At 73.6% G+C, this 21,941-nt stretch carries 21 protein-coding genes and 1 riboswitch; of the genes, 11 read left to right on the top strand and 10 right to left on the bottom strand.

The features are described from left to right. Positions 1-32 precede the first annotated feature (32 nt). Both ACIP5M_RS31790 and rsmH read right to left on the bottom strand, forming a co-directional pair. Positions 33-632, bottom strand: coding sequence for a hypothetical protein (locus ACIP5M_RS31790; protein ID WP_401203222.1), 600 nt, complete (start codon positions 630-632; stop codon positions 33-35). Continuing rightward, complete coding sequence (gene rsmH, locus ACIP5M_RS31785; protein ID WP_401203219.1) at positions 629-1,588, bottom strand: 16S rRNA (cytosine(1402)-N(4))-methyltransferase RsmH; 960 nt, start codon at positions 1,586-1,588, stop codon at positions 629-631. The genes ACIP5M_RS31790 and rsmH overlap by 4 nt, the downstream gene beginning before the upstream one ends. Positions 1,589-1,908: 320 nt before the next feature. Here rsmH and ACIP5M_RS31780 point away from each other — a divergent pair, with 320 nt between their 5' ends. The 4 genes from ACIP5M_RS31780 (at position 1,909) to ACIP5M_RS31765 (ending at position 7,395) form a co-directional block, all read left to right on the top strand. Then, a complete protein-coding gene (locus ACIP5M_RS31780; protein WP_401203217.1) occupies positions 1,909-2,460 on the top strand; it encodes a beta-class carbonic anhydrase in 552 nt (183 codons plus the stop codon). A 137-nt stretch (positions 2,461-2,597) separates the two neighbouring features. Beyond that, complete coding sequence (locus ACIP5M_RS31775) at positions 2,598-3,608, top strand: AAA family ATPase (RefSeq protein ID WP_401203214.1); 1,011 nt, start codon at positions 2,598-2,600, stop codon at positions 3,606-3,608. Next, on the top strand, positions 3,608-4,981 hold the full coding sequence (locus ACIP5M_RS31770; RefSeq protein WP_401203213.1) for a DUF58 domain-containing protein: 1,374 nt from the start codon (positions 3,608-3,610) through the stop codon (positions 4,979-4,981). The genes ACIP5M_RS31775 and ACIP5M_RS31770 overlap by 1 nt, the downstream gene beginning before the upstream one ends. Continuing rightward, the gene (locus ACIP5M_RS31765; protein ID WP_401203210.1) at positions 4,978-7,395 is read left to right on the top strand and encodes a transglutaminaseTgpA domain-containing protein; all 2,418 of its coding nucleotides are present in this window, start codon (positions 4,978-4,980) and stop codon (positions 7,393-7,395) included. Before ACIP5M_RS31770 ends, ACIP5M_RS31765 begins: the two co-directional genes overlap by 4 nt. A gap of 413 nt (positions 7,396-7,808) precedes the next feature. On the opposite strand, the gene ACIP5M_RS31760 is transcribed toward ACIP5M_RS31765, so the two are convergent. From ACIP5M_RS31760 to ACIP5M_RS31750, 3 genes are read right to left on the bottom strand one after another with little or no spacing between them, the layout of a single operon-like run. Continuing rightward, entirely contained in the window at positions 7,809-8,450 is a 642-nt protein-coding gene (locus ACIP5M_RS31760) for a TetR/AcrR family transcriptional regulator (RefSeq protein ID WP_401203208.1), read from the bottom strand. Between the two features lie 29 nt (positions 8,451-8,479). Then, a complete protein-coding gene (locus ACIP5M_RS31755) occupies positions 8,480-10,567 on the bottom strand; it encodes a YhgE/Pip family protein (RefSeq protein WP_401203206.1) in 2,088 nt (695 codons plus the stop codon). Beyond that, positions 10,539-11,432 (bottom strand): ATP-binding cassette domain-containing protein, encoded by an 894-nt coding sequence (locus ACIP5M_RS31750; protein WP_401203205.1) that lies wholly within the window; start codon positions 11,430-11,432, stop codon positions 10,539-10,541. The genes ACIP5M_RS31755 and ACIP5M_RS31750 overlap by 29 nt, the downstream gene beginning before the upstream one ends. 200 nt (positions 11,433-11,632) lie before the next feature. Here ACIP5M_RS31750 and ACIP5M_RS31745 point away from each other — a divergent pair, with 200 nt between their 5' ends. The 5 genes from ACIP5M_RS31745 (at position 11,633) to ACIP5M_RS31725 (ending at position 15,969) form a co-directional block, all read left to right on the top strand. Continuing rightward, entirely contained in the window at positions 11,633-12,151 is a 519-nt protein-coding gene (locus ACIP5M_RS31745) for an SAV_6107 family HEPN domain-containing protein (protein WP_401203202.1), read from the top strand. A gap of 88 nt (positions 12,152-12,239) precedes the next feature. Further along, entirely contained in the window at positions 12,240-12,998 is a 759-nt protein-coding gene (locus ACIP5M_RS31740) for a methyltransferase (protein ID WP_401203200.1), read from the top strand. Positions 12,999-13,294: 296 nt separating this feature from the next. Next, a complete protein-coding gene (locus ACIP5M_RS31735; protein WP_401203197.1) occupies positions 13,295-13,696 on the top strand; it encodes a DUF3040 domain-containing protein in 402 nt (133 codons plus the stop codon). A gap of 162 nt (positions 13,697-13,858) precedes the next feature. Beyond that, entirely contained in the window at positions 13,859-14,485 is a 627-nt protein-coding gene (locus tag ACIP5M_RS31730) for a DUF4126 domain-containing protein (protein ID WP_401203195.1), read from the top strand. A 23-nt stretch (positions 14,486-14,508) separates the two neighbouring features. Next, complete coding sequence (locus ACIP5M_RS31725) at positions 14,509-15,969, top strand: phytoene desaturase family protein (RefSeq protein ID WP_401203192.1); 1,461 nt, start codon at positions 14,509-14,511, stop codon at positions 15,967-15,969. Positions 15,970-16,008: 39 nt separating this feature from the next. Here the strand turns inward: ACIP5M_RS31725 and ACIP5M_RS31720 are convergent, their stop codons facing one another. From ACIP5M_RS31720 to ACIP5M_RS31700, 5 genes are all read right to left on the bottom strand, one after another. Further along, the gene (locus ACIP5M_RS31720; RefSeq protein ID WP_401203190.1) at positions 16,009-16,896 is read right to left on the bottom strand and encodes a hypothetical protein; all 888 of its coding nucleotides are present in this window, start codon (positions 16,894-16,896) and stop codon (positions 16,009-16,011) included. A 51-nt stretch (positions 16,897-16,947) separates the two neighbouring features. Continuing rightward, positions 16,948-17,862, bottom strand: coding sequence for a methylenetetrahydrofolate reductase [NAD(P)H] (gene metF, locus ACIP5M_RS31715; RefSeq protein WP_401203187.1), 915 nt, complete (start codon positions 17,860-17,862; stop codon positions 16,948-16,950). A 102-nt stretch (positions 17,863-17,964) separates the two neighbouring features. Further along, the gene (gene thiE / locus ACIP5M_RS31710) at positions 17,965-18,606 is read right to left on the bottom strand and encodes a thiamine phosphate synthase (protein ID WP_401203185.1); all 642 of its coding nucleotides are present in this window, start codon (positions 18,604-18,606) and stop codon (positions 17,965-17,967) included. A 76-nt stretch (positions 18,607-18,682) separates the two neighbouring features. Beyond that, complete coding sequence (locus ACIP5M_RS31705) at positions 18,683-19,048, bottom strand: Rv2175c family DNA-binding protein (protein ID WP_401203182.1); 366 nt, start codon at positions 19,046-19,048, stop codon at positions 18,683-18,685. 79 nt (positions 19,049-19,127) lie between these two features. After that, positions 19,128-20,351: an NAD(P)/FAD-dependent oxidoreductase gene (locus ACIP5M_RS31700; RefSeq protein WP_401203179.1), complete on the bottom strand. Its 1,224-nt coding sequence runs from the start codon at positions 20,349-20,351 to the stop codon at positions 19,128-19,130. A gap of 80 nt (positions 20,352-20,431) precedes the next feature. Next, positions 20,432-20,544, top strand: a riboswitch (TPP riboswitch). Between ACIP5M_RS31700 and thiO the strand changes: the two genes are divergently transcribed. Together thiO and thiS are read left to right on the top strand one after the other, a co-directional pair. Then, positions 20,542-21,723, top strand: coding sequence for a glycine oxidase ThiO (gene thiO / locus ACIP5M_RS31695; protein ID WP_401203177.1), 1,182 nt, complete (start codon positions 20,542-20,544; stop codon positions 21,721-21,723). It overlaps the preceding riboswitch by 3 nt. After that, on the top strand, positions 21,720-21,938 hold the full coding sequence (gene thiS / locus ACIP5M_RS31690; protein WP_401203174.1) for a sulfur carrier protein ThiS: 219 nt from the start codon (positions 21,720-21,722) through the stop codon (positions 21,936-21,938). Before thiO ends, thiS begins: the two co-directional genes overlap by 4 nt. Positions 21,939-21,941 lie beyond the last annotated feature (3 nt).

The following is a 21,941-nucleotide window of genomic DNA, read 5'->3' as shown; positions in this document are numbered from 1 at the left end:
GGAAAGGCCCCGCAGGGATCCGCGTCACGACGTCACCTTCCAGGAGGCTGGTTGGGCTGCGGGGTCGGACCGGGCGCCGCGGTCGACTGCGACGGCACGGACGGGGACGGGGACGGCTGGGACGTAGCCGCAGAGGGCTGCGCGGACGGCTCCGCGGACGGCTGGGCGGACGGCGTCGCGGCCGCGGACGGCGGCGGGGACGGCGGAGCCGGCGGCTCGGCCGGAGCCGCGGCGCCGGTGATCTTGCCGTCCGGCCCGATGAAGACCGGGCTGCCGCCCGGGACCAGACCCAGCTCCTGGGCCCGCCGCTGGAGGGCGTCCGGCGCCGAGTAGCCGTCCACGTCCCGCTGGAGCGCCTGCTCCTCGTCGGTGAGCGCGGTGGTCTCCTTCTTCAGCTTCGACAGCCGGAAGGACCCCTCGTTCAGCGCCGAGTTCAGCAGCAGCAGGCTGATCAGTCCTCCGGCGAGCAGCGCCACGACCAGCAGGACGAACGGCATCCGCGCCGCCTGGGCGCGCCCCTGCCGCACCGGTCGCCCCGGCCCGCCGAGCGCCCGCCCGACGCGGGCCGCCCGCCCCCGCGTCAGCGTGGCGAACCTCCCGCCGCGGCCGCTCCCGCCCCCGGCGGCCGTCACAGCCGCGCCTCCCGGATGCGTTCGACTCCGCGGAACCTCGCCGGGGCGGCCCGCCGGTTCTCGGCGATCTCCTCCTCGGTCGGCAGTTCCGCGCCGCGCGTGAGCAGCTTCAGCTTCGGCTGGTACTTCTCCGGCACCACCGGCAGCCCGGGCGGAGCCGTGGAGGCCGCGCCCGCCGCGAAGACCTGCTTCACGAGCCGGTCCTCCAGCGAGTGGTACGAGAGCACCGCGATCCGGCCGCCGACCGCGATCCGGTCCACCGCCGCGGGGATGGCCTTCTCCAGCCCCGACAGCTCGCCGTTGACCTCGATCCGCAGCGCCTGGAAGGTCCGCTTGGCCGGGTTGCCACCGGTCCGCTTCGCGGCCTGCGGCAGTGCGTCGCGGATCAGGTCGACCAGCCGGGCGCTGTTGGTGAAGGGCTCCTTCTCCCGCTCCCGGACGATCGCCGACACGATCCGCTTGGCCTGCTTCTCCTCGCCGTACTGGCGCAGGATCCGTACGAGCTCGCCCGGCGCGTAGGTGTTGAGCACCTCGGCGGCGCTGATGCCCGTCGTCTGGTCCATCCGCATGTCCAGCGGCGCGTCCTGGGCGTACGCGAACCCGCGGTCGGCCTCGTCCAGCTGCATGGAGGAGACGCCCAGGTCGAAGAGGATGCCCTGGACGGTCGGGATGCGCAGGCCGTCCAGGACCTCCGCCAGGTCGGCGTAGATCGCGTGGACGAGGGTGGCCCGGTCGCCGAAGGGGGCGAGCCGCTCTCCGGAGAGCCGCAGGGCCTCCTTGTCGCGGTCGAGGCCGATCAGGTGAACCTCGGGGAACCGGGTCAGCAGGGCCTCGCTGTGGCCGCCGAGGCCGAGGGTGCAGTCGACGACGACGGCCCCGGGCCTCTCCAGCGCCGGGGCCAACAGGTCCAGGCACCGCTGGAGCATCACCGGGACATGTCGGGACTCGCTAGTCAAAGCGCCCTCTCAGATAACGGCGCGACAGGCGTACGTACGCGCCGCGCACGCGGAGTCTTCGGGGCCGGGCGGCCGGTCAGGGCCGGGCTCCGGCCGGTTCGCGTCACTTTAGTGCAACGGTCGCCGGGGTCAACGAACCGCCTCGCGCGCCGTGCGCGTCGCCCTGCGCGCCCCCGGCACCGAACCCGCAAATGCCGCGAATCACCCGGTCGGCCGCCTCCCCCTCACCCCTGTGGGTTAGCTCACAACAAGGCTTGTTGACCTTCTTTGTCCACACTCACTCCGTGCCCGCACGCGCTGTGACCATTACCGTCGTATCCATGACGACTTCCGCATCCCTGCCTGCCGAGTCCGCGCCCGAGGCATCGGGCGGCCGCTCCGTCACCGACCGGCTGGTCGCGGCGAACCGCGCCTACGCGGCGAAATTCACCGATCCGGGCATGGACGCCCGGCCCGTCCTGCACGTGGCCGTCGTGGCCTGTATGGACGCCCGCCTCGACCTGCACAAGGCCCTCGGCCTCGAACTCGGCGACTGCCACACGATCCGCAACGCGGGCGGCGTGGTCACCGACGACACCATCCGCTCCCTCACCATCAGCCAGCGGGCCCTCGGCACGCGCACGGTGATACTGATCCACCACACCGGCTGCGGTCTCGAAAGCCTGACCGAGGACTTCCGCCACGAGCTGGAGGACGAGGTCGGCCAGCGCCCCGCGTGGGCCGTCGAGGCCTTCCGCGACGTCGACCAGGACGTTCGCCAGTCCATGCAGCGGGTCCGCACCAACCCCTTCCTGCTGCACACGGACGATGTGCGAGGCTTCGTCTTCGACGTGCACACCGGGCTCCTCCGGGAGATCGATCCCAGCTCCTGAGTGACACAAGGCCGTAACGCCGTCAAGAATGCGGGGAGACACCCCCCGGGACCCTCCCGGGGCCGGTGTCCGTGTTTGGGGTGGGCCGGTTCATGCGCCGAGGGCGTCGGCCCTGGGAATGGGCCGAGGAGAACCAGGTGACCACGTATGACGACCGAGCGAGCCTCGCTGATCTGACGAGCACGGCGGAGCGGGTGCGCCAGTCGGTCGAGAGCGTGATCGAGGGCAAGCCCGAGGTCGTCCGCCTCGCGCTCACCGTGCTGCTCGCCGAGGGGCACCTGCTGATCGAGGACGTGCCGGGCGTCGGCAAGACCATGCTGGCCAAGACGCTCGCCAAGTCCATCGACTGCTCGGTGCAGCGCATCCAGTTCACCCCGGACCTGCTGCCCTCCGACATCACCGGCGTCAGCATCTACGACCAGCAGCGCCGCGAGTTCGAGTTCAAGCCGGGCGCGATCTTCGCGCAGATCGTCATCGGCGACGAGATCAACCGCGCCTCGCCGAAGACCCAGTCGGCGCTGCTGGAGTCGATGGAGGAGCGCCAGGTCACCATCGACGGCACCACCTACGCGCTGCCGAGCCCGTTCATGGTCGTCGCCACCCAGAACCCGGTGGAGATGGAGGGCACCTACCCGCTGCCCGAGGCCCAGCGCGACCGCTTCATGGCCCGCGTCTCCGTCGGCTACCCGAGCCCCGAGGCCGAGCTCCAGATGCTCGACGTGCACGGCGGGCTGTCCCCGCTCGACGACCTGACGGCCGTCGCGCACGCCCATGAGATCGTCAAGCTCATCGAGGCCGTCCGCGAGGTCTACGTGGCCGAGCCGGTCCGCCGCTACGTCGTCGACCTGGTCTCCGCCACCCGCCACCACCCGGACCTGCGCCTGGGCGCCTCGCCGCGCGCCACGCTGCACCTGCTGCGCGCCGTGAAGGCCTCCGCCGCGCTCGCCGGCCGGGACTACGTACTGCCCGACGACGTCCAGGCACTGGCCGCCCCCGTCCTCGCGCACCGGCTGCTGCCCACCGCCCAGGCCCAGCTGAACCGGCGCACCGCCGAGCAGGTCGTCGGCGAGATCCTCCAGCGCACCCCCGTCCCGGCGGCGCACGCCCGCGGCGAGATGCCGCCCGGCGCCGGCATCCGGGGCTTCTGATGAGCGCCGGTGCCCCGCGCGGCGCCGGCCGCCCGGAAGGCGGGCTGCGCACGTCGCTGTCCGGCCTGACCACCCGGGGCCGCTCCTTCCTGGCCGCCGGGGCCGCCGCCGCCGCGTGCGCGTACGTGCTCGGCCAGGGCGAACTGCTCCGGGTCGGCCTGCTGCTCGCCGCCCTGCCGCTGATCTGCGTCTACGCCCTGCACCGCACCCGCTACCGGGTCTCCGGCAGCCGCCGGCTGACCCCGGGGCGGGTGCCCGCGGGCGCCGAAGCCCGGGTGCAGCTGCGCCTGGACAACGTCTCCCGGCTGCCCACGGGCCTGCTGATGCTCCAGGACCGGGTGCCGTACGTGCTCGGGCCCCGGCCGCGGTTCGTCCTGGACCGGGTCGAGGCCGGCGGGCGCCGCGAGGTGTCCTACCGGGTCCGCTCCGACCTGCGCGGCCGCTACCCGCTCGGCCCGCTCCAGCTGCGGCTGACCGACCCCTTCGGGCTGGTCGAGCTCACCCGCTCCTTCAGCACCTACGACACCCTGACCGTCATCCCGCGCACCGAGCAGCTGCCGCCCGTGCGGCTGGCCGGCGAGGCCTCCGGCTACGGCGACGGGAGCCGCCGCTCGCTGGCCCTCGCGGGCGACGACGACGTGATCCCCCGCACCTACCGGCGCGGCGACGACCTGCGCCGGGTGCACTGGCGCTCCACCGCCCGCTACGGCGAGCTGATGGTGCGCCGCGAGGAGCAGCCCCAGCGCAGCCGGGCCACCGTCCTGCTGGACACCCGGCGCATCGCCTTCGACGGCGCGGGCCCCGACTCCGCCTTCGAGTGGGCCGTCTCCGGGGCCGCCTCGGCCCTCGTACACCTGCTGGAACAGGGCTTCTCGGTACGGCTGCTCACGGACACCGGCGACTCGGTGCCCGGCGAGAGCGGCGGTGGCTTCACCTCCGGCGGGCACGATTCCGCGGAGGCCGCCGGACTGATGATGGACACCCTCGCGGTGGTCGGGCACTCGGACGGCGCGGGCCTCTCCCGGGCCTACGACGCGGTGCGCGGCGGCGGTGGCGGTGGCGGTTTCGGCGCAGCGGGCGCCGAGGGGCTCCTCATCGCCTTCTTCGGAGACCTGGACGACGTACAGACCGAAATGGCGGCCAAGATGCGCCAGCGTGCCGGGGGTGCGGTGGCTTTCGTACTCGACTCCGCGACCTGGGCCGGGCAGCCCGCGCAGGACCACGCCCTGCCCCCGCTCGAGCAGCGGCTGGGCAGGCTGCGCGACGCGGGCTGGACGGCGCTGGCCGCCCCTCCCGGGGTGGCCTTCGGCGAACTGTGGCGCCACGCCGGTACCGGGCACCTGAACGCGGGAACCTCCGGAGGGCGGGCATGAGCGGGCGGGCGAGAGTGACGGTCTTCGCGGCGCTGGCGGCCCTGCTCACCTCGTGGTCGCTGGTCCCGCTGGTCGACTCGGCGGGGTGGCTGCTCCAGGCGGCCCTGCTGCTGGCCGTGCAGAGCGCGGTGGGGGCCGGGGCCCGGCGGGTGCCGCTGGCGCGGTCCCTGACGGTGGCCGCGCAGCTGCTGGTGTCGCTGGTGCTGCTCGCGTTCCTCTTCGGCGGCAAGGCCGGGACCGGCGGCACCGGGCCGGTGGCCTACCTGGTGACGGACTTCGGAGCGCTGTTCCGGCGCGGTGTGCAGGACGTGGGCGAGTTCGCGATCCCCGCCCCGTTGACGGACGGCATCCGGCTGCTGCTGGTGTGCGGGGTGCTGCTGATCGGGCTGCTGGTGGACCTGCTGGCGGTGACCCTGCGGACGGCCGCCGCGGCCGGGCTGCCGCTGCTCGCGCTGTACTCGGTGGCCGCGGGCCTGTCGGGCGGCGGGGAGGCCTCCTGGTTCGCCTTCCTGCTGGCGGGCTCCGGGTACCTGATGATGCTGCTGGCCGAGGGCCGGGACCGGCTCGCCCAGTGGGGCCGGGTCTTCGGCGGGGCACCGCGCGACCGGGTGTCGGCCGCCTCCGGCCTCGGCGGCGGCCCGGGCGGGCGGGCGACGGCCCCCGTGCGGACCGGCCGGCGGATCGGCGCGGTGGCCCTCGGGCTGGCGCTGGCGGTGCCGGCGGCGCTGCCCGCGCTCGGCGGTGGGCTGCTGGGCGGGCAGGGCGAGGCGGAGGGCGACGGCAGCGGGGCGGGCGGGACGATCTCGGCGGTCAACCCGCTGGTCTCCCTCCAGAGCAACCTGAACGCGCAGGACAACCGGGTGGTGCTCAAGTACCGGACGGACAACCCGCAGCAGGGTGAGCAGTACCTGCGGATCCTGGCCCTCGACGAGTTCAACGGGGTCAAGTGGGAGGCCTCCGGGCGGGCCCTGACCGATGTGCCGGAGCGGCTGCCGGATCCGCCCGGGGTGGCCGAGAAGGTCCGGGCGGGCGCCCTCGAGGTGCGCACCAGCATCTCGGCGGCGGACAGCTACACGCAGCGCTACCTGCCGATGCCGTACCCGGCGACGCAGGTGGATATCGGCGGGAAGTGGCGGTTCGAGCCGGTCGGCCGGACCCTGGTCGGCGACCAGCTGGGCAAGGACAGGTTCCAGAACGTCCAGGGCGCGATGTACACGGTGCGCAGCCTGCAGCTGCGGCCGACGGCGCAGCAGCTGCAGAAGGCCCCCGCGCCGGACAAGGCGGTCCGGGACGAGTACACGAAGCTGCCGGACAACCTGCCGCCGGTGGTCGCCGACACGGCCCGCCAGGTGACGCAGGGCGCGAAGGACGACTACACGCGGGCGGTGAAGCTGCAGGACTTCTTCGCCGTGAGCGGTGGCTTCCGCTACAACACGAAGACGGCCTCCGGCAACGGCCCCCAGGCGGTCGCCCGCTTCCTCGCCGACAAGGAGGGGTTCTGCGTCCACTTCGCCTTCTCCATGGCGGCGATGTCCCGCTCGCTGGGCATTCCGGCGCGGGTCGCGGTGGGCTTCACCCCGGGCGAGAAGCAGTCGGACGGCAGTGTGAACGTGTCCATGCGGGACGCGCACGCGTGGCCGGAGCTGTACTTCGAGGGGGTGGGGTGGACGCGGTTCGAGCCGACGCCCCGGTCGGGCATCAACGTGCCGGACTACTCCCGCCCAGTGGCCCCGGCCGCCCAGCCGTCGGCCCCGGCGGCGCTGCCCTCGCAGGTCGCGCCGGAGCCGTCGGCCGCGCCGTCGAAGGCGGACGACTGCCCGCCGGAGCTGAAGAAGCTCGGCGAGTGCGGGGCGGCCGCCCAGGCACAGGGTCCCACCGGTGACGACGGACCGTCGGCGACGGCGATCCTCGGCTGGGCGGCGCTCGTGGCGGCGGTCCTGTCCCTCCCCCTCCTCCCGGTGCTGTGGCGCGGCCGGCTGCGCGCGCGCCGGCTGGGCGGCGGGGAGGTGGCGGCTGCCTGGCGGGAGCTGGGCGACGCCGCGTGGGACGTGGGCGTACCGCCGGACGGGGCGCTGTCGCCCCGGCGGGCGGCGGGCCGGATCGTGGAGCTGGGCCGCCTGGAGCCGGAGGCCGCCGGGGCGGTCCACCGGGTCGCGGGCGCCGTGGAACGGGCCCTGTACGCACCGCCGGGCGCGGCCGCGGGCTACCCGGACCTGGCGGAGGACGTCCTGCGCGCCCGCACGGGCCTGCTGGCCTCGGCGAGCCGCACCTCCCGCCTCCGCGCGCTCCTCTTCCCCCGCTCGGCGGCCCGGGTCGGCTGGGCGCTCTCCGCCCGCTGGACGGCCCTGGCCACGACGCTGTCCGCCCGCCTGACGGCGCTGCGCCTGCGCCTCCCGCTGCGGGGGCGGGGCTGATTTCAGCCCGCCCGGCGTTTGAGGGCACGGGCGCGGAGCGCACGTACGGGGTCCGGGGCGGAGCCCCGGCAACGGCGCCGCACCGGCGGGCCCGGGGCACCGTCACGGCCACCCGCACACCCGCGGACGCGCAAACGCGGCGAGGCTCGATCCCCCCGAGCCCCGCCGCGCCGGCGGTACCGCACCGCGGACCCGGAGGAGGCACCCGGTCCGCTCCGCGGCCCCGTGTCCGCGGTGCGGACCGGGTCTCCTGTCCGCTGCCCCCAGTCTGGCGTTCGCGCAGGTGGGAGCCCATCCGCGCGCGTACTCATCTCCGTGCCTAGGTACGGATACTCAGTCGCCGCGCCGGGCCCCACCAGTTGTACGGCCTGCCGCCCCCCGCACGGCACCGCCGACTGGGGGGCGCCCACACGTCAGCGGTTCCCGCTGACGCGCCCCCGCAGCAGCAGCGACAGCGCCGAGTGCACGTCGTCCAGGGACCGCTCGCTCTGGAAGGACTGCCAGTCCAGCGCCGCCACCAGCACCATCCCCACCATGGCCGCGGCGGTCAGCGGCACGTCGATCTCCGCGCTCAGCTCCCCCCGCTCGACGCCCTCCCGCAGCACCGTCTCCACGACGGCCACCGCCTCCTGCCGTACGACCATGAGCGTCGACTGCCAGGCCCGGTTGGTCCGCCACAGCTCGGCCACGTAGAGCTGGGTGAAGGCCGGGTACCGGTCGATGAAGACGAGCCCGGCCCGGATCATGGCGTCGAGCGCCTCGACCCGGCTGCCGCCGCGCGCCTCCGTCTCCTCCGCCGCCGTCTGCAGCGAGGCGGTCAGCAGGCCGACCCCGTGGCGCAGCAGCTCCTCGAAGAGGTCGTTCTTGCTCGCGAAGTTGTAGTAGACGGTGCCCTTCGCGACGCCCGCCCGCTCGGCGATCTCCTCGACCGTGGTCGCGGAGAACCCCTGCTCGGCGATGAGCGTGACCGCCGCCTCGTAGAGCTTCTGGCGGGTGGCCTGGCGTCGACCGCCCCCGCCGGTGCCCGTGCCCGTACCGGTGCTGCTGCTTTCCATGGCGCTGATTCTCACAGGTCAAGCGCTCCCTACAGGCTCAGTTCCGGATGCAGCCGGTCCATGGTCCACACCTGCTTGCCGCGGGCGGCGAGCGCGGACAGGGCGAGGGCGCCGACGGTGAAGGCCGTCAGGACCGCGCAGCCCTGCCAGACGGGGGCGAGGTCGCCGCCCGTGATGAGGCGCCGCAGTCCTTCGACGACGTACGACATCGGCAGGTAGGGGTGGATCCAGTTGAAGAAGCCGGGGCTGGTCTGGACGGGGTACGTGCCGCCCGCCGAGGTCAGCTGGAGCATCAGCACGGCGAGGACGAGGATCCGCCCGGCCGCTCCGAACTTGGCGTTCAACCACTGGACGATGGCCGCGAAGCAGCCGGTGACCAGCATGAGGAAGCCGATGGTGAGGGCGGGCCGGGCCATCTCCAGGCCCAGGCCCCAGTGGAGTACGGACATCAGGGCACCCACCTGCGCGATGCCGATGCCCGCCACGGGCAGCCAGCCGGCGAAGGCGATCCGCCAGGGCGAGGCGCCCGCGGCCAGGGCCCGCCGGTTCAGCGGGGCGATGAGCATGTAGGCGACCATCGCGCCGACCCAGAGGGAGAGCGGGATGAAGTAGGGGGCGAAGCCGGTGCCGTAGTTGGGCGCCTTGTGGAGGGACTGGTTGGCGAGCCGGACCGGGTCGGCCATGACCTGCGTGCGGGTGTCGCGCTGCTGCTGGTCGTAGTCCGGGATCTTGCCGGCGCCCTCGTGCAGGCCGCCGGCGAGCTCGCCGGTGCCGTCGACGAGCTTGTACATGCCGCCGTCGAGGGTGTGCGCGCCGTCGCCGAGCTTGCCGACGCCCGCGTTGATGGCGCCGGAGCCGCCGGTGGCGGTGCCGATGCCCGCGTGCAGCCGGACCATGCCGTCGGCCACCTTGTGGGCGCCGTTGTTGAGGGCGTTGACCTTGGCCACGGCCGCGTCGAGGTCACCGGCGAGGCCGGGGGCCTTGTCGACGAGCTCGCGGGCCTTGTTCTCCAGGTCGGTCAGCTGGGTGCGCATCTTGCCGATGTCGCCGTTGGTGTTGGCGACGAGGGTGTTGACGTCGCCGGAGAGGAGGGCGGCCTCCGCGGCGTCGTCCCGGACCTTCTTCAGCTCGGGGCAGGAGGCCAGGTGCGGCTCCGCGCCCGGGGTGACGCAGTGCTTCGTGTAGTAGGCGTCAGCCCCGCTGGAGGCCTTCCTGGCGGCGGATGCGGCGGCCGGGGCCTTCTCGGCGAACTTGTCGAGGTGCTTGTTGACCACCTGGGCGGTGTCGGCGACCAGCTTGGCGGTGTCCGCCAGGTTCTTGGGGTCCTTGACGAAGGGGCGGGCCTTGGCGGCGGCGCCGTTGACCTTGTCCGCGAGCTCCTGGGTGCCGTCCGCGACCTGCCTGGAGCCGGTTTCGAGCTGTCCGGCGGCGGTGCCCAGCTTCTTCAGTCCGCCGGTGAGCTCGCCCGTCTTCTCCTTGGCCGTGTCGAGGCCGTCGGCGAGGTCCTTCGCGCCCTGTTGGGCCTTGCCCGCGCCGTCCTTGAGCTGGTCGGCGCCGTCGGCGGCCTCGGCGGTCTTGTCGTGCAGGTCGGAGAAGCTGACGAAGATCTTGTCGAGGAAGCCGCGGGAGGCGTTGGTGGACGCGGCCGCGCGGACCTCGGAGAAGACGGTGCGCGAGATCGAGCCGACGATGTAGTTGTTCGCGTCGTTCGTACGGACCTGCAGGGCCCCGGTGGCGGGGTCCTCGCCGGAGCTGGAGGCGATCTTCGCGCTGAAGTCGGCGGGCATGGTGAGGGACAGGTAGTACGTCCCCTTCTCCAGCCCCTTCGCCGCCTCCTCGGCGCTCACCTCGCGCCAGTCGAAGGTCTTGCTGTCGTGGAGCTTCTTGGTGATCTCGCCGCCGGCGTCGATGCGCTTGCCGTCGACGGTCGTGCCCTTGTCGGCGTTGACGAGGGCGACGGGCACCCTGTCGAGGTTCTTGTACGGGTCCCAGAAGGAGCACAGGTACAGGGCCCCGTAGAGCAGCGGGATCAGGAGCAGCGCGACGAGAGCGGCCGCGGGCAGCTTCCCCCGCCCGAACCGCTTCAGCTCAAGCGCGGCCAGCTTCGGCGAGCGCATCGTCCGTCCCCTTCGTGTCGTCGTTCACGTCTTCGGTGTCCGCGGGTCCGGCGGCCGCGTCTTCGGTGTCCGCGGGTTCCGTGTCCGCGGCCCCGGTGTCCGCGGCCTTGGTCCCGGTGTCCGCGGCCTTGGTCCCGGTGTCCGCGCCGTCCGCCGGGTCCGACGGGTCCGCGGGGGCGGTCCTCAGCACCACGGCGTCGGCCGGCGCCTCGCTGCACACGGCGAGCACGGTGGTGCCGGCGGCGGCGAGGGAGCGCAGCAGGTCCCAGGCCTCGGCGCGTTCGGCTTCCGAGAGCTTGAGGTCGAGGTCGTCGAGGGCGAGCAGCCGCGGGGACCCCAGCAGGGCGATGGCCACGGACAGCCGTACGGTCTCCAGGCGTTCCAGATCGCGTACGGAGGTGCGCGGGCCCTTGGGCAGGGTCTCGAGGTCGAGTCCCGCGGCGGCGAGGGCGGCGCCGATCCGGGCCTCCGTGTCGGTGCGGCGCTCGGCGCGGGGGCGCAGCAGGGCGCGGACGGGACCCTCGTAGCGGCGCTGGAGCAGGGCGCCCTCGCGCAGCTGTTCGGCGACGGTGAGGGCCTGGTCGAGGTCATTGACCCCGGGGACCGGGCCGAGGGCGGCGATCCGGCGGACCGCGGCCATCTTCTTCGGCAGGCGGTGGTGGCCGACTTCGGCATGGCCCTCGGTGGGTTTCATCCGGCCGGTGAGGGCCAGGAGAAGACAGGTGCGGCCGCTGCCGGAGGGGCCTTCGACCGCGATGAGCGATCCGGGCGCCGCGTCGATACCGACCCCCCGGAAGGTCCAGCCGCGCGGGCCCTTGAGTCCGAAGCCCTCGGCTTTGACGGCCGCGCCGTGCGGGCTGTCCACACCGTCCCCCTTCTTTTGAACTGACCGGTCAGTTCAAAAACTACCACCTTTTGGCGCACCGAACGGACAGAAAGGGGCAGTTGTCCTGCCTCGCACCGCAAAAGCGCAGGTCAGCGCGATTGTCAGTGGGGGCCGTCACGATGGGGGAAGCGCGCACCGAAACGCGCCGCACGCACGAACGCATCGACAGGAGGTTCGTCATGGCCACACCGTCCCCGTCCCCTGTCCACCCCGTCCTGCGGAGGTCGGCTGCTCCGCCGGCCGCACTCGACCTGCTCGACAAGGCCCGCAGCGGCCTGGCCGAAGCCGCGCGGCTGACCCGGCCCAACGAGCGGTACGCCACCGCCCACCTCGCCGCACTGCGCACCGCCGCGGCCGTGCTCGCCGCGCGCGGGCGGCCCGAACCGGTGCACCCGCGGCGGCGGCCGCGCATCCGCAGCGCGTGGGAGGTGCTGCCGGAGATAGCGCCGGAACTGGCGGAGTGGAGTGCGCTCTTCGCCTCCGGCGCCGCCCGGCGGGCCCGCTGCGAGGCGGGGATACCGGACGCGGCCACCGGCCGGGACGCGGACGACCTGGTGCGCGCGGTCTCGATGTTCCTGCGCCTGGTGGAGCGGATACTCGCCATCCGTCCGGCCCAGCCGCCCCTCGCCGCGAACGGGGTCCAGACGGCGGGGCCGGCCGTGCCCCAGCCCCGGCCGGAGCGTCCCGAGGCGGGATGAGCTGACCGGCGGCGGAAGGCAATAGGGTAGGGCGGAGTGGGGCCAGCAAGGCTCACCCCTTCCCTACCGCGCCGAGGAGCCATCAGCCGTGTCGGACACTTCCCGCCCCCGTGCCTCCCTCCGCACCGCCGTGGTGTGGGAGGTCCTCAAGGAGGCGCTCGACCGCCGGGTGAAGGCGACCGGGCGGGACGTGCTGGACGTGCTCGACACCGGTGGCGGCACCGGCAAGTTCGCCGTTCCGGTGGCCCGCCTGGGCCACCGGGTCACGGTGGTCGACCCCAGCCCGAACGCACTGTTCGGCCTGGAGCGCCGGGTGGCCGAGGCCGGCGTCGCCGACCTGGTCCGCGGGGTCCAGGGCGACGCCCAGGGCCTCCTGGAGGTCGTCGAGCGCGACGCGTACGACGTGGTGCTGTGCCACGGGGTGCTGGAGTACGTGGACGACCCGGCCGAGGGCGTGGCCAACGCCGTCGCCGCCCTGCGCCCCGGCGGCACGCTCAGTCTGCTCGCCGCCGGCCTGGGCGGGGCCGTGCTCGCCCGCGCGCTGGCCGGGCACTTCACCGAGGCCCGTACGGCCCTGACCGACCCGGCCGGCCGCTGGGGCTCGGGCGACCCGGTGCCGCGCCGCTTCACCGCCGAGCAGCTCTCCGAGCTGGTCGGCTCGGCCGGTCTGGCGGTCGGCGCGGTCCACGGCGTGCGGATCTTCGCCGACCTCGTTCCGGGGGTCCTGGTGGACACCGAGCCGGGCGCGGTGGAGGCGTTGCTGCGCCTGGAGGAGGCCGCCGCGGAGCTGCCCGCCTTCCACGCGGTCGCCACGCAATTGCACGTGCTCGGCGAGAAGCAGGCCTGATCTGCGATCTTCCTGGCACGGAGTCGGCCACACACCCTCCGATACGCCGCTTCGGCCCGTATGATCGGGGCAGTGACCGGCATGGTGGACGGGCCAGTGGGGAATAAGCGCCTCAGTGACCGCCCCCGCGGCGGTACGGATTTCGGCGGGTGCTTGATTCGGGCTGATGCTGTGTTCAGCCTGTGTTTCATTCACAAGCCGGCGTAGAGGGCGGGTATCACGGGGGCGATTCCCCGCCTATCCTGAAGGGGACCCCTGGTCGCCACCCCCGCGACCGACGGATGAGGAGGACTCCCGTGCCGCTCTCGGAGCACGAGCAGCGCATGCTCGAGCAGATGGAGCGAGCGCTGTACGCCGAAGATCCCAAGTTCGCGACAGCGCTTGAGGGAAGCGGACTGCGCACGTACACCCGTCGACGGGTCTACCAGGCAGTCGCAGGCATTGTGGTCGGTATCGCGCTCCTCATGACCGGTGTGATCGTGCCGAACGTACTCTGGGTCAGCGTGGTGGGGTTCCTCGTCATGCTCGGCTGTACGGTCCTCGTGGTCACCGGTTGGCGCAAGGCACCCAAGCCTGGTGAGCAGCCCGCCTCCGGAAGTGCAGGTGGTGCGGCCCGCGGCCGCAGCCGGCAGCGTCGGTCGATGATGACCCGCATCGAGGAACGGTGGCAGCGCCGCCGGGACGAACAGGGGCAGTAGCCCCCGCAGCAACGCACCACCACGTGAAGACGCGCGAGGGGACGGCAGCCGTGAGGCGGCCGTCCCCTCGCTGTTGTCCCCGGTGTCCCGGTTGTACCGGTTACCCCCTCGCTGTTGGGCGTTTGGTCCGTCGCCGCGCTCCTTCTGCGGCATGATGATCAGGTGAGTGTGCTCCCCCTGGTCTTCACCAGCGGCTGGGCCAGTGGGATCAACGCGTACGCCGTGGTCCTCCTGCTCGGCATCTTCGGCGCGACCGGCCTGACCGACGAGGTCCCCGCGTCGCTGCAACGCACCGACGTGCTGATCGTCGCCGCGGTGCTGTTCCTCTGCGAGGCCGTCGCCGACAAGGTCCCGTACGTCGACTCGATATGGGACACCGCCCACACGGTGATCCGCCCGGTGTCGGGCGCGGTGATCGGTGCGCTGCTGGCCGGGCAGAGCGGTTCGCTCTCCGACATCACCGCCGGTGCGGTCGGCGGCTCCACGGCGCTGGCCAGCCATTTCGTCAAGGCCGGCACCCGGATGGCGGTCAACACCTCGCCCGAACCCTTCACCAACGTGGCGATGAGCATCGCCGAGGACCTGGGCGTCGCCGGCATCATCACCTTCGCGATGTTCAACCCTGAGGCAGCCGCGATCATCGCGGCCGTGCTGCTGGCCATCGGACTCGCCCTGCTGATCTTCCTCTGGACCCGGATCCGCCGCTTCCTGCGCCGCCGGGCCCAGCGCCGCGAGGAGAAGCGGCTCGCCTCCGAGGCCCGCGCGCACACCGCCGCGCCACCCCCCTGACCTCCCTCGATAGGCTCAGCGGCATGGCACGAATTGCGGTGATCGGCGCCGGCATGGGCGCGATGGCTACGGCGGCCCGGCTGGCCGTCGCCGGACATCAGGTGACGGTGTACGAGCGCGGGGCGACCTACGGCGGCGCCGTCGGCCGGTACGAGCGCGAGGGCTTCGGCTTCGACACCGGGCCGGGGCTGCTGCACCTGCCCGCCGTCTACCGCGACCTGTTCGTGAAGACCGGCAAGCGGTCCCTGGAGGACTGCGTCGACATGGTCCAGGCCGACCCCGCGGTCCGGCACGTCCTGCCCGAGCACCGCATCGACGTCACCCTGCAGGGCGCCTCGCGCGGCGGTGTCGCCGCAGCCCTCGACGAAGCCTTCGGCCAGGGGGCGGGCGAGCGCTGGAACGCCGTGCTGGGCCGGGCCCGGGACGCCTGGGACGCCACCCGCCGCCCGCTGCTGGAAGAGCCGCTGCGCCCCGACTGGCAGGTGCTCGGCAACGACCCGTACCCGGCACTGCGCAAGAGCGGCCTGCTGCGCCGCCGTACCCCCACCCTCCAGGAGATCGCCGACCGGGAGCTCGGCGGGGCCCTCGGGGACCTGCTGACCGGCCTGGTCGCGGAGTACGGGATCGACCCCCGGTCCGCTCCCGGGGCCGCCACGATCCTCCCGTACATGGAGCAGACCTTCGGCAGCTGGTACGTGCGCGGCGGCATGCGGGCGCTGGCCACCGCCGTGTACGAGCGCTGCCTGGAGCGGAAGGTCTCCTTCGTCTTCGGCGCCGAGGTCCGGGAGGTCCTGGTGCGCGGCGGCCGGGCGGCCGGGCTGCTGCTGGCCGACGGCAGCGAGGCCGCCGCCGACTCCGTGGTGTGCGGGATCGACCCGGCAGGGCTGCCGGCCGGCTCCCTGCCGTGGCCGCCGGACGCGGTCCCCGCCCGCGGCGGCCTGCAGGGCACCAGCCGGTTCACGCTGTTCCTCGCGCTGCGCGGAGCGCGCCCCGAGGGCACGGCGCACCGCACCCGGCTCTCCTCCGGCGGGACCAGCACCCCCGACCTCACGGTGCTGCGCCCCGACGACCCCGCCACCCGGCCCGACGACGGCCACGAGGCGATCACCGTCCAGGCCCGGTGCGCCCCGCAGGGCGTCGTGGACTGGACGGCGCCCTCCATGGCCGAGCCGTACGCCGAGCGGCTGCTGGAGGCGGCCGCCCAGGTCGTTCCGCAGCTGCGGGAGCGGCTGCTGTGGCACGAGGTGCGCACCCCCGTCGACGTCGAGGCGGCGACGGGCGCGGTGGGCGGCTCGGTGCCCCTGCCCGCGCTCGCCGGGGCGGGAGGCCGGCTGCTGTACCCCGCCAACACCACGGCCGTGCCGGGGCTGTACCTGGCGGGCGGCTGGGCGCATCCCGGCGGCGGGCTGCCGCACGCCGGGATGACCGGGGCCCTGGTGGCCGGACTGATCGTGGAGGGCGCGGAGTTCCGCGGCTCGCAGTGACCTGACGGCCCGGCGCCGAAGACGCCTAGTAGAAGACGCCTAGTAGCGGTACTGCTCGTACTCGCCCTGCTGGGGGTACGGGTACTGCGGCGGCGTGTCCGGCTGCTCCTGCACCGGGTAGGGCCGCCCGTACTCGTCGGTGGTCCGCTGCTGCGGGACCCACACCCCGCCGGGCGGGGTGTCCGTGGAGTACGGCTCCTGCGCCGCCTGCCCGGTCCCGTAGCCGGTGTACGCGCCGTAGTCGTACGGCTGGGGCGGGATCGAGCCGCCGCCGATGTACGGGTCGGAGTAGGCGGCGTAGACCTGCTGCTGCCCGCCCGTCGGATAGCCGGCGGAGTAGTCGTACCCGCCCGTGCCCGCCTGGGAGGCCGGGTCGTAGTAGGCGGCGTACTGGTGGGCGTCCTGCTCCGCCGTGGTGAACGGCGAGGCGAAGGCCGCCGTCTGGCCGGCGTCGGGGACCTGCGGGGGCGCGAAGCTCTGGATCCCGTAGGAGCCGGTCTCCTCGGGCACCGGCTGCGGGCTGTAGACCTCCTCGGCCGCCCCCTGGTACGAGGACTCGTACCCGCCGTCGGCGTCGGACTCCGAGTCGTACGCGAGCGCGGTGACCTCCAGCGCCGGTTCCGGGCGCGGACCGCCCGACCGGCGGCGCCGGGACTGGCGTACGGGCTCGCCGCCGCGACGCAGCGCCCAGCCGGCCACGAAGCCCTTGCGGAAGGAGAGCGTCACCAGGGTCTGGCCCAGGGCGAACGCGGCCGCGCCGGCGCCGATGACCGGCACCGACGGCAGGACCACTCCGGCGACGACGCCGAGGAAGCCGGTGAAGGCGAGCAGGCGCCAGCGGAGCCGGGCCTTGTACTGCATCAGGACCTCGGCAAGCAACCACAGCGCGACGAAGCCGAACGCGATGTAGAGGACCGTCATACCCATGCATGGCCCCTCTCGGTACGGCCGGCCGCCCAGGGAACGGGGGCCCGCCGGTCAGGCCCGCTGGTGCAGGCCCAGATTCTCGTAGATCTCGAGAGTCGCCGTGGAATTGTTCAGCGTGATGAAGTGCAGCCCCGGGACACCCTCGGACAGCAGCCGCGCGCAGAACTCCGTGGCGAACTCGATGCCAATGGAGCGTACAGCGGCCGGGTCGTCCTTGACCGCGAGCATGCGCTCTTTCACGTCCGCGGGGAAGACCGCGTTGCTGAGCTGGGGAAGCCGGTCGAGCTGCTTGATGCCCACAACAGGCATGACCTCGGGGATGATCGGGGTCTCGCAGCCCGCCTTTTCGACGCTGTCGCGCAGCCGCAGATAATTCTCGGGATCGAAGAACATCTGCGTGATCGCGTAGTCGGCGCCCGCGCGGCACTTGTCCACGAAGTGCCGGATGTCCGTGTCCCAGTCCGTCGACCGCGGGTGCATCTCGGGGAAGGCCGCGACGCCGACGCAGAAGTCGCCCGACTCCTTGACGAGGCGGACCAGGTCGGCGGCGTAGTGCACGCCCTCGGGGTGCGCCACCCACTCGCCCATGGGGTCGCCCGGCGGGTCTCCGCGTACGACGAGCATGTTCCGGATGCCCGCGTCGGCGAACTGGCCGATGACGTTGCGCAGCTCGGCGACCGAGTGGTCCACGGCGGTGAGGTGCGCGACGGGGGTCAGCGTGGTGTCCGCGGCGATCTGCTGGGTGGCGCGCACGGTGCCGCCCCGGGTGGAGCCGCCCGCTCCGTACGTGACGGAGACGAAGCTCGGGGACACCGCCTCGATCCGGCGGAGCGCGTTCCAGAGGTTGCGCTCGCCCTTCTCCGTCTTCGGGGCCCAGAACTCGAAGGAGTACGAGCGCCCGGACGCGAGGAGGTCGCGGACCGTGTGTGCGCGGTCCGTCCAGGTGGAAGAGGTGCCATGGGCCATACGGGCAGGTTAGACGGGGCTCGGCGGGGGTCGAAGCTGTGTCCATGTTTTGGACACGGTTTTGGACACCCGGCGGGCCGCCCGGGGTTCCTCGCGACGGTCCTACCGGGCGAGGCGGTCGCGGACGCGCTTGGCCAGGTCGGCGGCGGCCGCTCCCGGGTCGGAGGCCTCGGTGAGGGCGCGGACGACGACCACCCGGGTGGCTCCGGCGTCCAGCACCTCGTCCAGGTTCGTCGCGTCGATGCCGCCGATGGCGAACCAGGGCCGGTCCTGCTCCAGCGAGGCCGCGTACCGGACGAGCCCGAGTCCGGGGGCGTAGCGGCCGGGCTTGGTGGGGGTGGGCCAGCAGGGGCCGGTGCAGAAGTAGTCCACGCCCGGCTCGGCGACGGCCGCGTCGACCTCGGCCTCGGCGTGGCAGGAACGGCCGATCAGCACCTGCTCGCCCAGGATGGCGCGGGCGGCGGGGACGGGTATGTCGCCCTGCCCGAGGTGCAGCACGTCGGAGCCGATGGCGTGGGCGACGTCGGCGCGGTCGTTCACGGCGAGGAGCTTGCCGTGGCGGCGCGCGGCCTCGGCGAAGACCTGGAGGTGTTCGAGCTCTTCGCCCGCCTCCATGCCCTTGTCGCGGAGCTGGATGATGTCCACTCCGCCGGCCAGGACGGCGTCCAGGAATTCGGGGAGGTCATCCTGCTTCTTGCGGGCGTCCGTGCACAGGTAGAGCCGGGCGTCGGACAGCTGCTGCATGGGTGTTCCCCCCGTGGTGGAGGCGGTGTACGGGCCCGCGGGCCCGTACACCGCGGTGGAGCGGATGCGGATCAGGTCACAGGGCGAGCGCCTGGGCGCGGCGCTTGACCTCCGTGCCGCGATTCTCGCTCAGGGCCTGCGCGGGCGTGCCGGGCAGGGTCGGGTCGGCCGTGAAGAGCCACTCCAGGATCTCCTCGTCGGAGAAGCCGTCGTCGCGCAGCACGGTCAGCAGACCGACGAGGCCCTTGACGACCTTGTCGCCGTCGATGAAGGGAGCGGGCACCTGGAGGGAACGGTTCTCGCCCCGGCGTACGGCGATCAGCTGCCCTTCCTTGACCATCTGGCGGACCCGGGTCACCTCGACGCCGAGCATCTCCGCGATGTCGGGGAGGTACAGCCAGGAGGGGACGAGGGCATCGATCTTTGCGTCAATCTCGGTCACGGACACAAGCCTGCCATCTCGGACCGGCCCCCGGTACCGGAGCGGCCCCGTACGGGTCGCTCCGGCCGCTCCGGCGCGCCTAGGCGGTGGCCGACTTCAGGGCCACCGCCGGGTCGGCGACCTTGGCGGGGTCCACCGGTTCGCCCGTCTCGATGAGCCTGCGGCCCTGCGCCACGTCGCGGGGGCGGCCCACGGCCAGGACGGCGACCAGGGCGCCGTCGCGCAGCCAGCACACCGACCAGGTGCGCTCGGCGGCCGGGTTGCCGCGCCAGATCGTGGTGTCGGCCCCGCCGTGGTGGCCGGCGTACTGCACGAAGCGGCCGAACTGCTCCGACCAGAAGTACGGCACCGGGTCGTAGGCCTTGGCCGGCTCGCCGGACAGGATGTTCGCGGCGACCGTGCGCGGACCCTGGAGCGCGTTGTCCCAGTGGTGCACGAGCAGCCGCTTCCCGTACCGGCCGGAGGGGAAGGAGGCGCAGTCGCCGACCGCGTACACCCCCGGCAGCGAGGTGCGCAGGTACTCGTCGGCGACGACCGCGCCGTCGGGGCCCAGCTCCACCCCGGTGCCGGCCAGCCAGCCGGTGGCGGGGCGGGCGCCGATGCCGACGACCACGGCGCCGGCCGGCAGGGTGCGCCCGTCGGCCAGCAGGACCCGGCCCTCCTCGATTCCGGCGACCTTGGCGCCGGTGATCAGCTCGGCGCCGGTCTCGGCGTACCAGCTCGCCATGGGCTCGGCGACCTCCGCGGGCAGCGCGCCGGCGAGGACCCGGTCCGCGGCCTCGACGACGGTCACCTCGCAGCCCGCCTCGCGGGCCGCGGTGGCGAACTCCGCGCCGATCCAGCCCGCCCCGACGACCACCGTCGAGGGGGCCTGTTCCAGCACCGGGCGCAGCCGCGCCGCGTCGTCGAGGGTGCGCAGGAGGTGGACGCCCGGGACGCCGCCGGTGCCGGGCAGGGTCAGCGGTTCGGCGCCGGTGGCCAGCACGAGGATCCCGTACGGGACCGGGCCCGCCTCGGTGTCCAGCTCCTGGTCGGCGGCGCGCAGTCCGGTGACCTCCGTACCGAGTCTGAGCTCGATGCCGAGGCCTTCGAAGTCCACGTCGAACGCCGAGTCCTCGGCCTTTCCGAGCAGCACCGCCTTGGACAGCGGGGGCCGGTCGTAGGGCTGGTGGGGCTCGGCTCCCAGCAGGGTCACCGGACCGGTGAAGCCCTGCTCGCGCAGGGCGACCGCGGTCTGCACGCCGGCCATTCCGGCGCCGACGATCACCACGCCGCTGTCTGTCTTTTCCGTCTGCATGATCATCCGCACACCCTAATCATCTGACGCTCCGTCAGGAAGAGGTGCCCCTTACCCACCGTCCGCGGCAGGGTTAGTCTGGCCACCGTACCTATCGCGGGAGTCCGGGCGCACCGGGCTGAGAGGGAGGCTGGCCGGCCTCCGACCGTACGAACCTGATCCGGGTCATGCCGGCGAAGGGAGGGGCTGGACGCCCATGCACTCATCTCGGAAGGGATCCGGAACGGGATCCGACGTCCTCGTCATCGGGGGCGGCATCATCGGCCTGGTCACGGCCTGGCGGGCGGCCCGGCGCGGCCTGCGCACCATCCTCGCCGACCCGGCGCCCGGCGGCGGGGCCGCCCAGGTCGCGGCGGGCATGCTGGCCGCCGTCACCGAACTCCACTACGGCGAGGAGACCCTGCTGGGCCTCAACCTCGCCTCCGCCGCCCGCTACCCCGAGTTCGCCGCCGAGCTCGCCGACGCGAGCGGCGGCATGGACATCGGCTACCGCGCCTGCGGCACCCTCGCCGTCGCCCTCGACGCCGACGACCGGCTCCACCTGCGCGAGCTGCACGCCCTCCAGCGCCGCTGCGGCCTGGAGTCCGAGTGGCTCACCGGCCGCGAGTGCCGCCGCCTGGAGCCGATGCTGGCCCCGGGCGTACGCGGCGGGCTGCGCGTGGACGGCGACCACCAGGTCGACCCCCGCCGGCTCGCCGCCGCCCTGCTGGCCGCCTGCGAGGGCGCCGGGGTGAGCATCCACCGGGCCGCCGCGCAGAAGCTGCTGGTCACCGCGGACCGGGCGGCCGGGGCGGTCCTCGGCGACGGTACGGAGCTGCGCGCGGACCAGGTGGTCCTGGCCGCGGGCTCCCTCAGCGGCCGGCTGACGGGCGTACCGCCGGAGGTCGTGGCCCCCGTACGGCCGGTGAAGGGCCAGGTCCTGCGCCTGTCCGTACCGGCGGCGTACGCGCCGTTCCTGTCGCGGACGGTACGGGCGGTCGTGCGCGGCAGCCACGTCTACCTGGTGCCGCGCGAGAACGGCGAACTCGTCATCGGCGCCACCAGCGAGGAACTGGGCTGGGACACCACCGTCACGGCGGGCGGGGTCTACGAACTCCTGCGCGACGCCCACGAGCTGGTGCCCGGCATCACCGAACTCCCCCTCACCGAAACCCGGGCGGGACTGCGGCCAGGCTCCCCCGACAACGCCCCGCTGCTGGGCCCCACCGACCTGCCGGGCCTGCACCTGGCCACCGGGCACTACCGCAACGGGGTCCTGCTGACCCCGCTCACCGGCGATGTGATGGCCGAGCTGCTGACCACCGGCGAACTGCCGGACGTCGCCCGCCCCTTCACGCCGCGCCGCTTCTCCGCCGCACGACAGGAGTCGTACGCATGACCCTCCCCGTCTCCTTCTCCGTCTCCGTCAACGGCGAGCCGCGCGAGGTCGCGCCCGGCACCACGCTCGACGCGGTGGTCGCCACCCTGACCACGGCGCCCTCCGGCGTGGCCGCGGCGCTCAACGAGACCGTCGTCCCGCGCGGGCAGTGGCCGGCCACCCCGGTGGGCGAGGGCGACCGGGTCGAGGTCCTCACCGCGGTCCAGGGAGGCTGAGCG

This window comes from Streptomyces sp. NPDC088762, assembly GCF_044750905.1.
Taxonomy (GTDB): domain Bacteria; phylum Actinomycetota; class Actinomycetes; order Streptomycetales; family Streptomycetaceae; genus Streptomyces.
The sequence above is the reverse complement of the archived record's forward strand: the minus strand, read 5'-3'. Positions and strand labels throughout refer to the sequence as shown.

Excerpts from the sequence above, each read along its gene's own strand:
- ACIP5M_RS31780 (WP_401203217.1), top strand. The coding sequence starts at position 1,909 with ATGACGACTTCCGCATCCCTGCCTGCCGAGTCCGCGCCCGAGGCATCG.
- ACIP5M_RS31770 (WP_401203213.1), top strand. The coding sequence starts at position 3,608 with ATGAGCGCCGGTGCCCCGCGCGGCGCCGGCCGCCCGGAAGGCGGGCTG.
- ACIP5M_RS31765 (WP_401203210.1), top strand. The coding sequence starts at position 4,978 with ATGAGCGGGCGGGCGAGAGTGACGGTCTTCGCGGCGCTGGCGGCCCTG.
- ACIP5M_RS31760 (WP_401203208.1), bottom strand. The coding sequence starts at position 8,450 with ATGGAAAGCAGCAGCACCGGTACGGGCACGGGCACCGGCGGGGGCGGT.
- ACIP5M_RS31755 (WP_401203206.1), bottom strand. The coding sequence starts at position 10,567 with ATGCGCTCGCCGAAGCTGGCCGCGCTTGAGCTGAAGCGGTTCGGGCGG.
- ACIP5M_RS31745 (WP_401203202.1), top strand. The coding sequence starts at position 11,633 with ATGGCCACACCGTCCCCGTCCCCTGTCCACCCCGTCCTGCGGAGGTCG.
- ACIP5M_RS31725 (WP_401203192.1), top strand. The coding sequence starts at position 14,509 with ATGGCACGAATTGCGGTGATCGGCGCCGGCATGGGCGCGATGGCTACG.
- ACIP5M_RS31720 (WP_401203190.1), bottom strand. The coding sequence starts at position 16,896 with ATGGGTATGACGGTCCTCTACATCGCGTTCGGCTTCGTCGCGCTGTGG.
- metF (WP_401203187.1), bottom strand. The coding sequence starts at position 17,862 with ATGGCCCATGGCACCTCTTCCACCTGGACGGACCGCGCACACACGGTC.
- thiE (WP_401203185.1), bottom strand. The coding sequence starts at position 18,606 with ATGCAGCAGCTGTCCGACGCCCGGCTCTACCTGTGCACGGACGCCCGC.
- ACIP5M_RS31700 (WP_401203179.1), bottom strand. The coding sequence starts at position 20,351 with ATGATCATGCAGACGGAAAAGACAGACAGCGGCGTGGTGATCGTCGGC.
- thiO (WP_401203177.1), top strand. The coding sequence starts at position 20,542 with ATGCACTCATCTCGGAAGGGATCCGGAACGGGATCCGACGTCCTCGTC.
- thiS (WP_401203174.1), top strand. The coding sequence starts at position 21,720 with ATGACCCTCCCCGTCTCCTTCTCCGTCTCCGTCAACGGCGAGCCGCGC.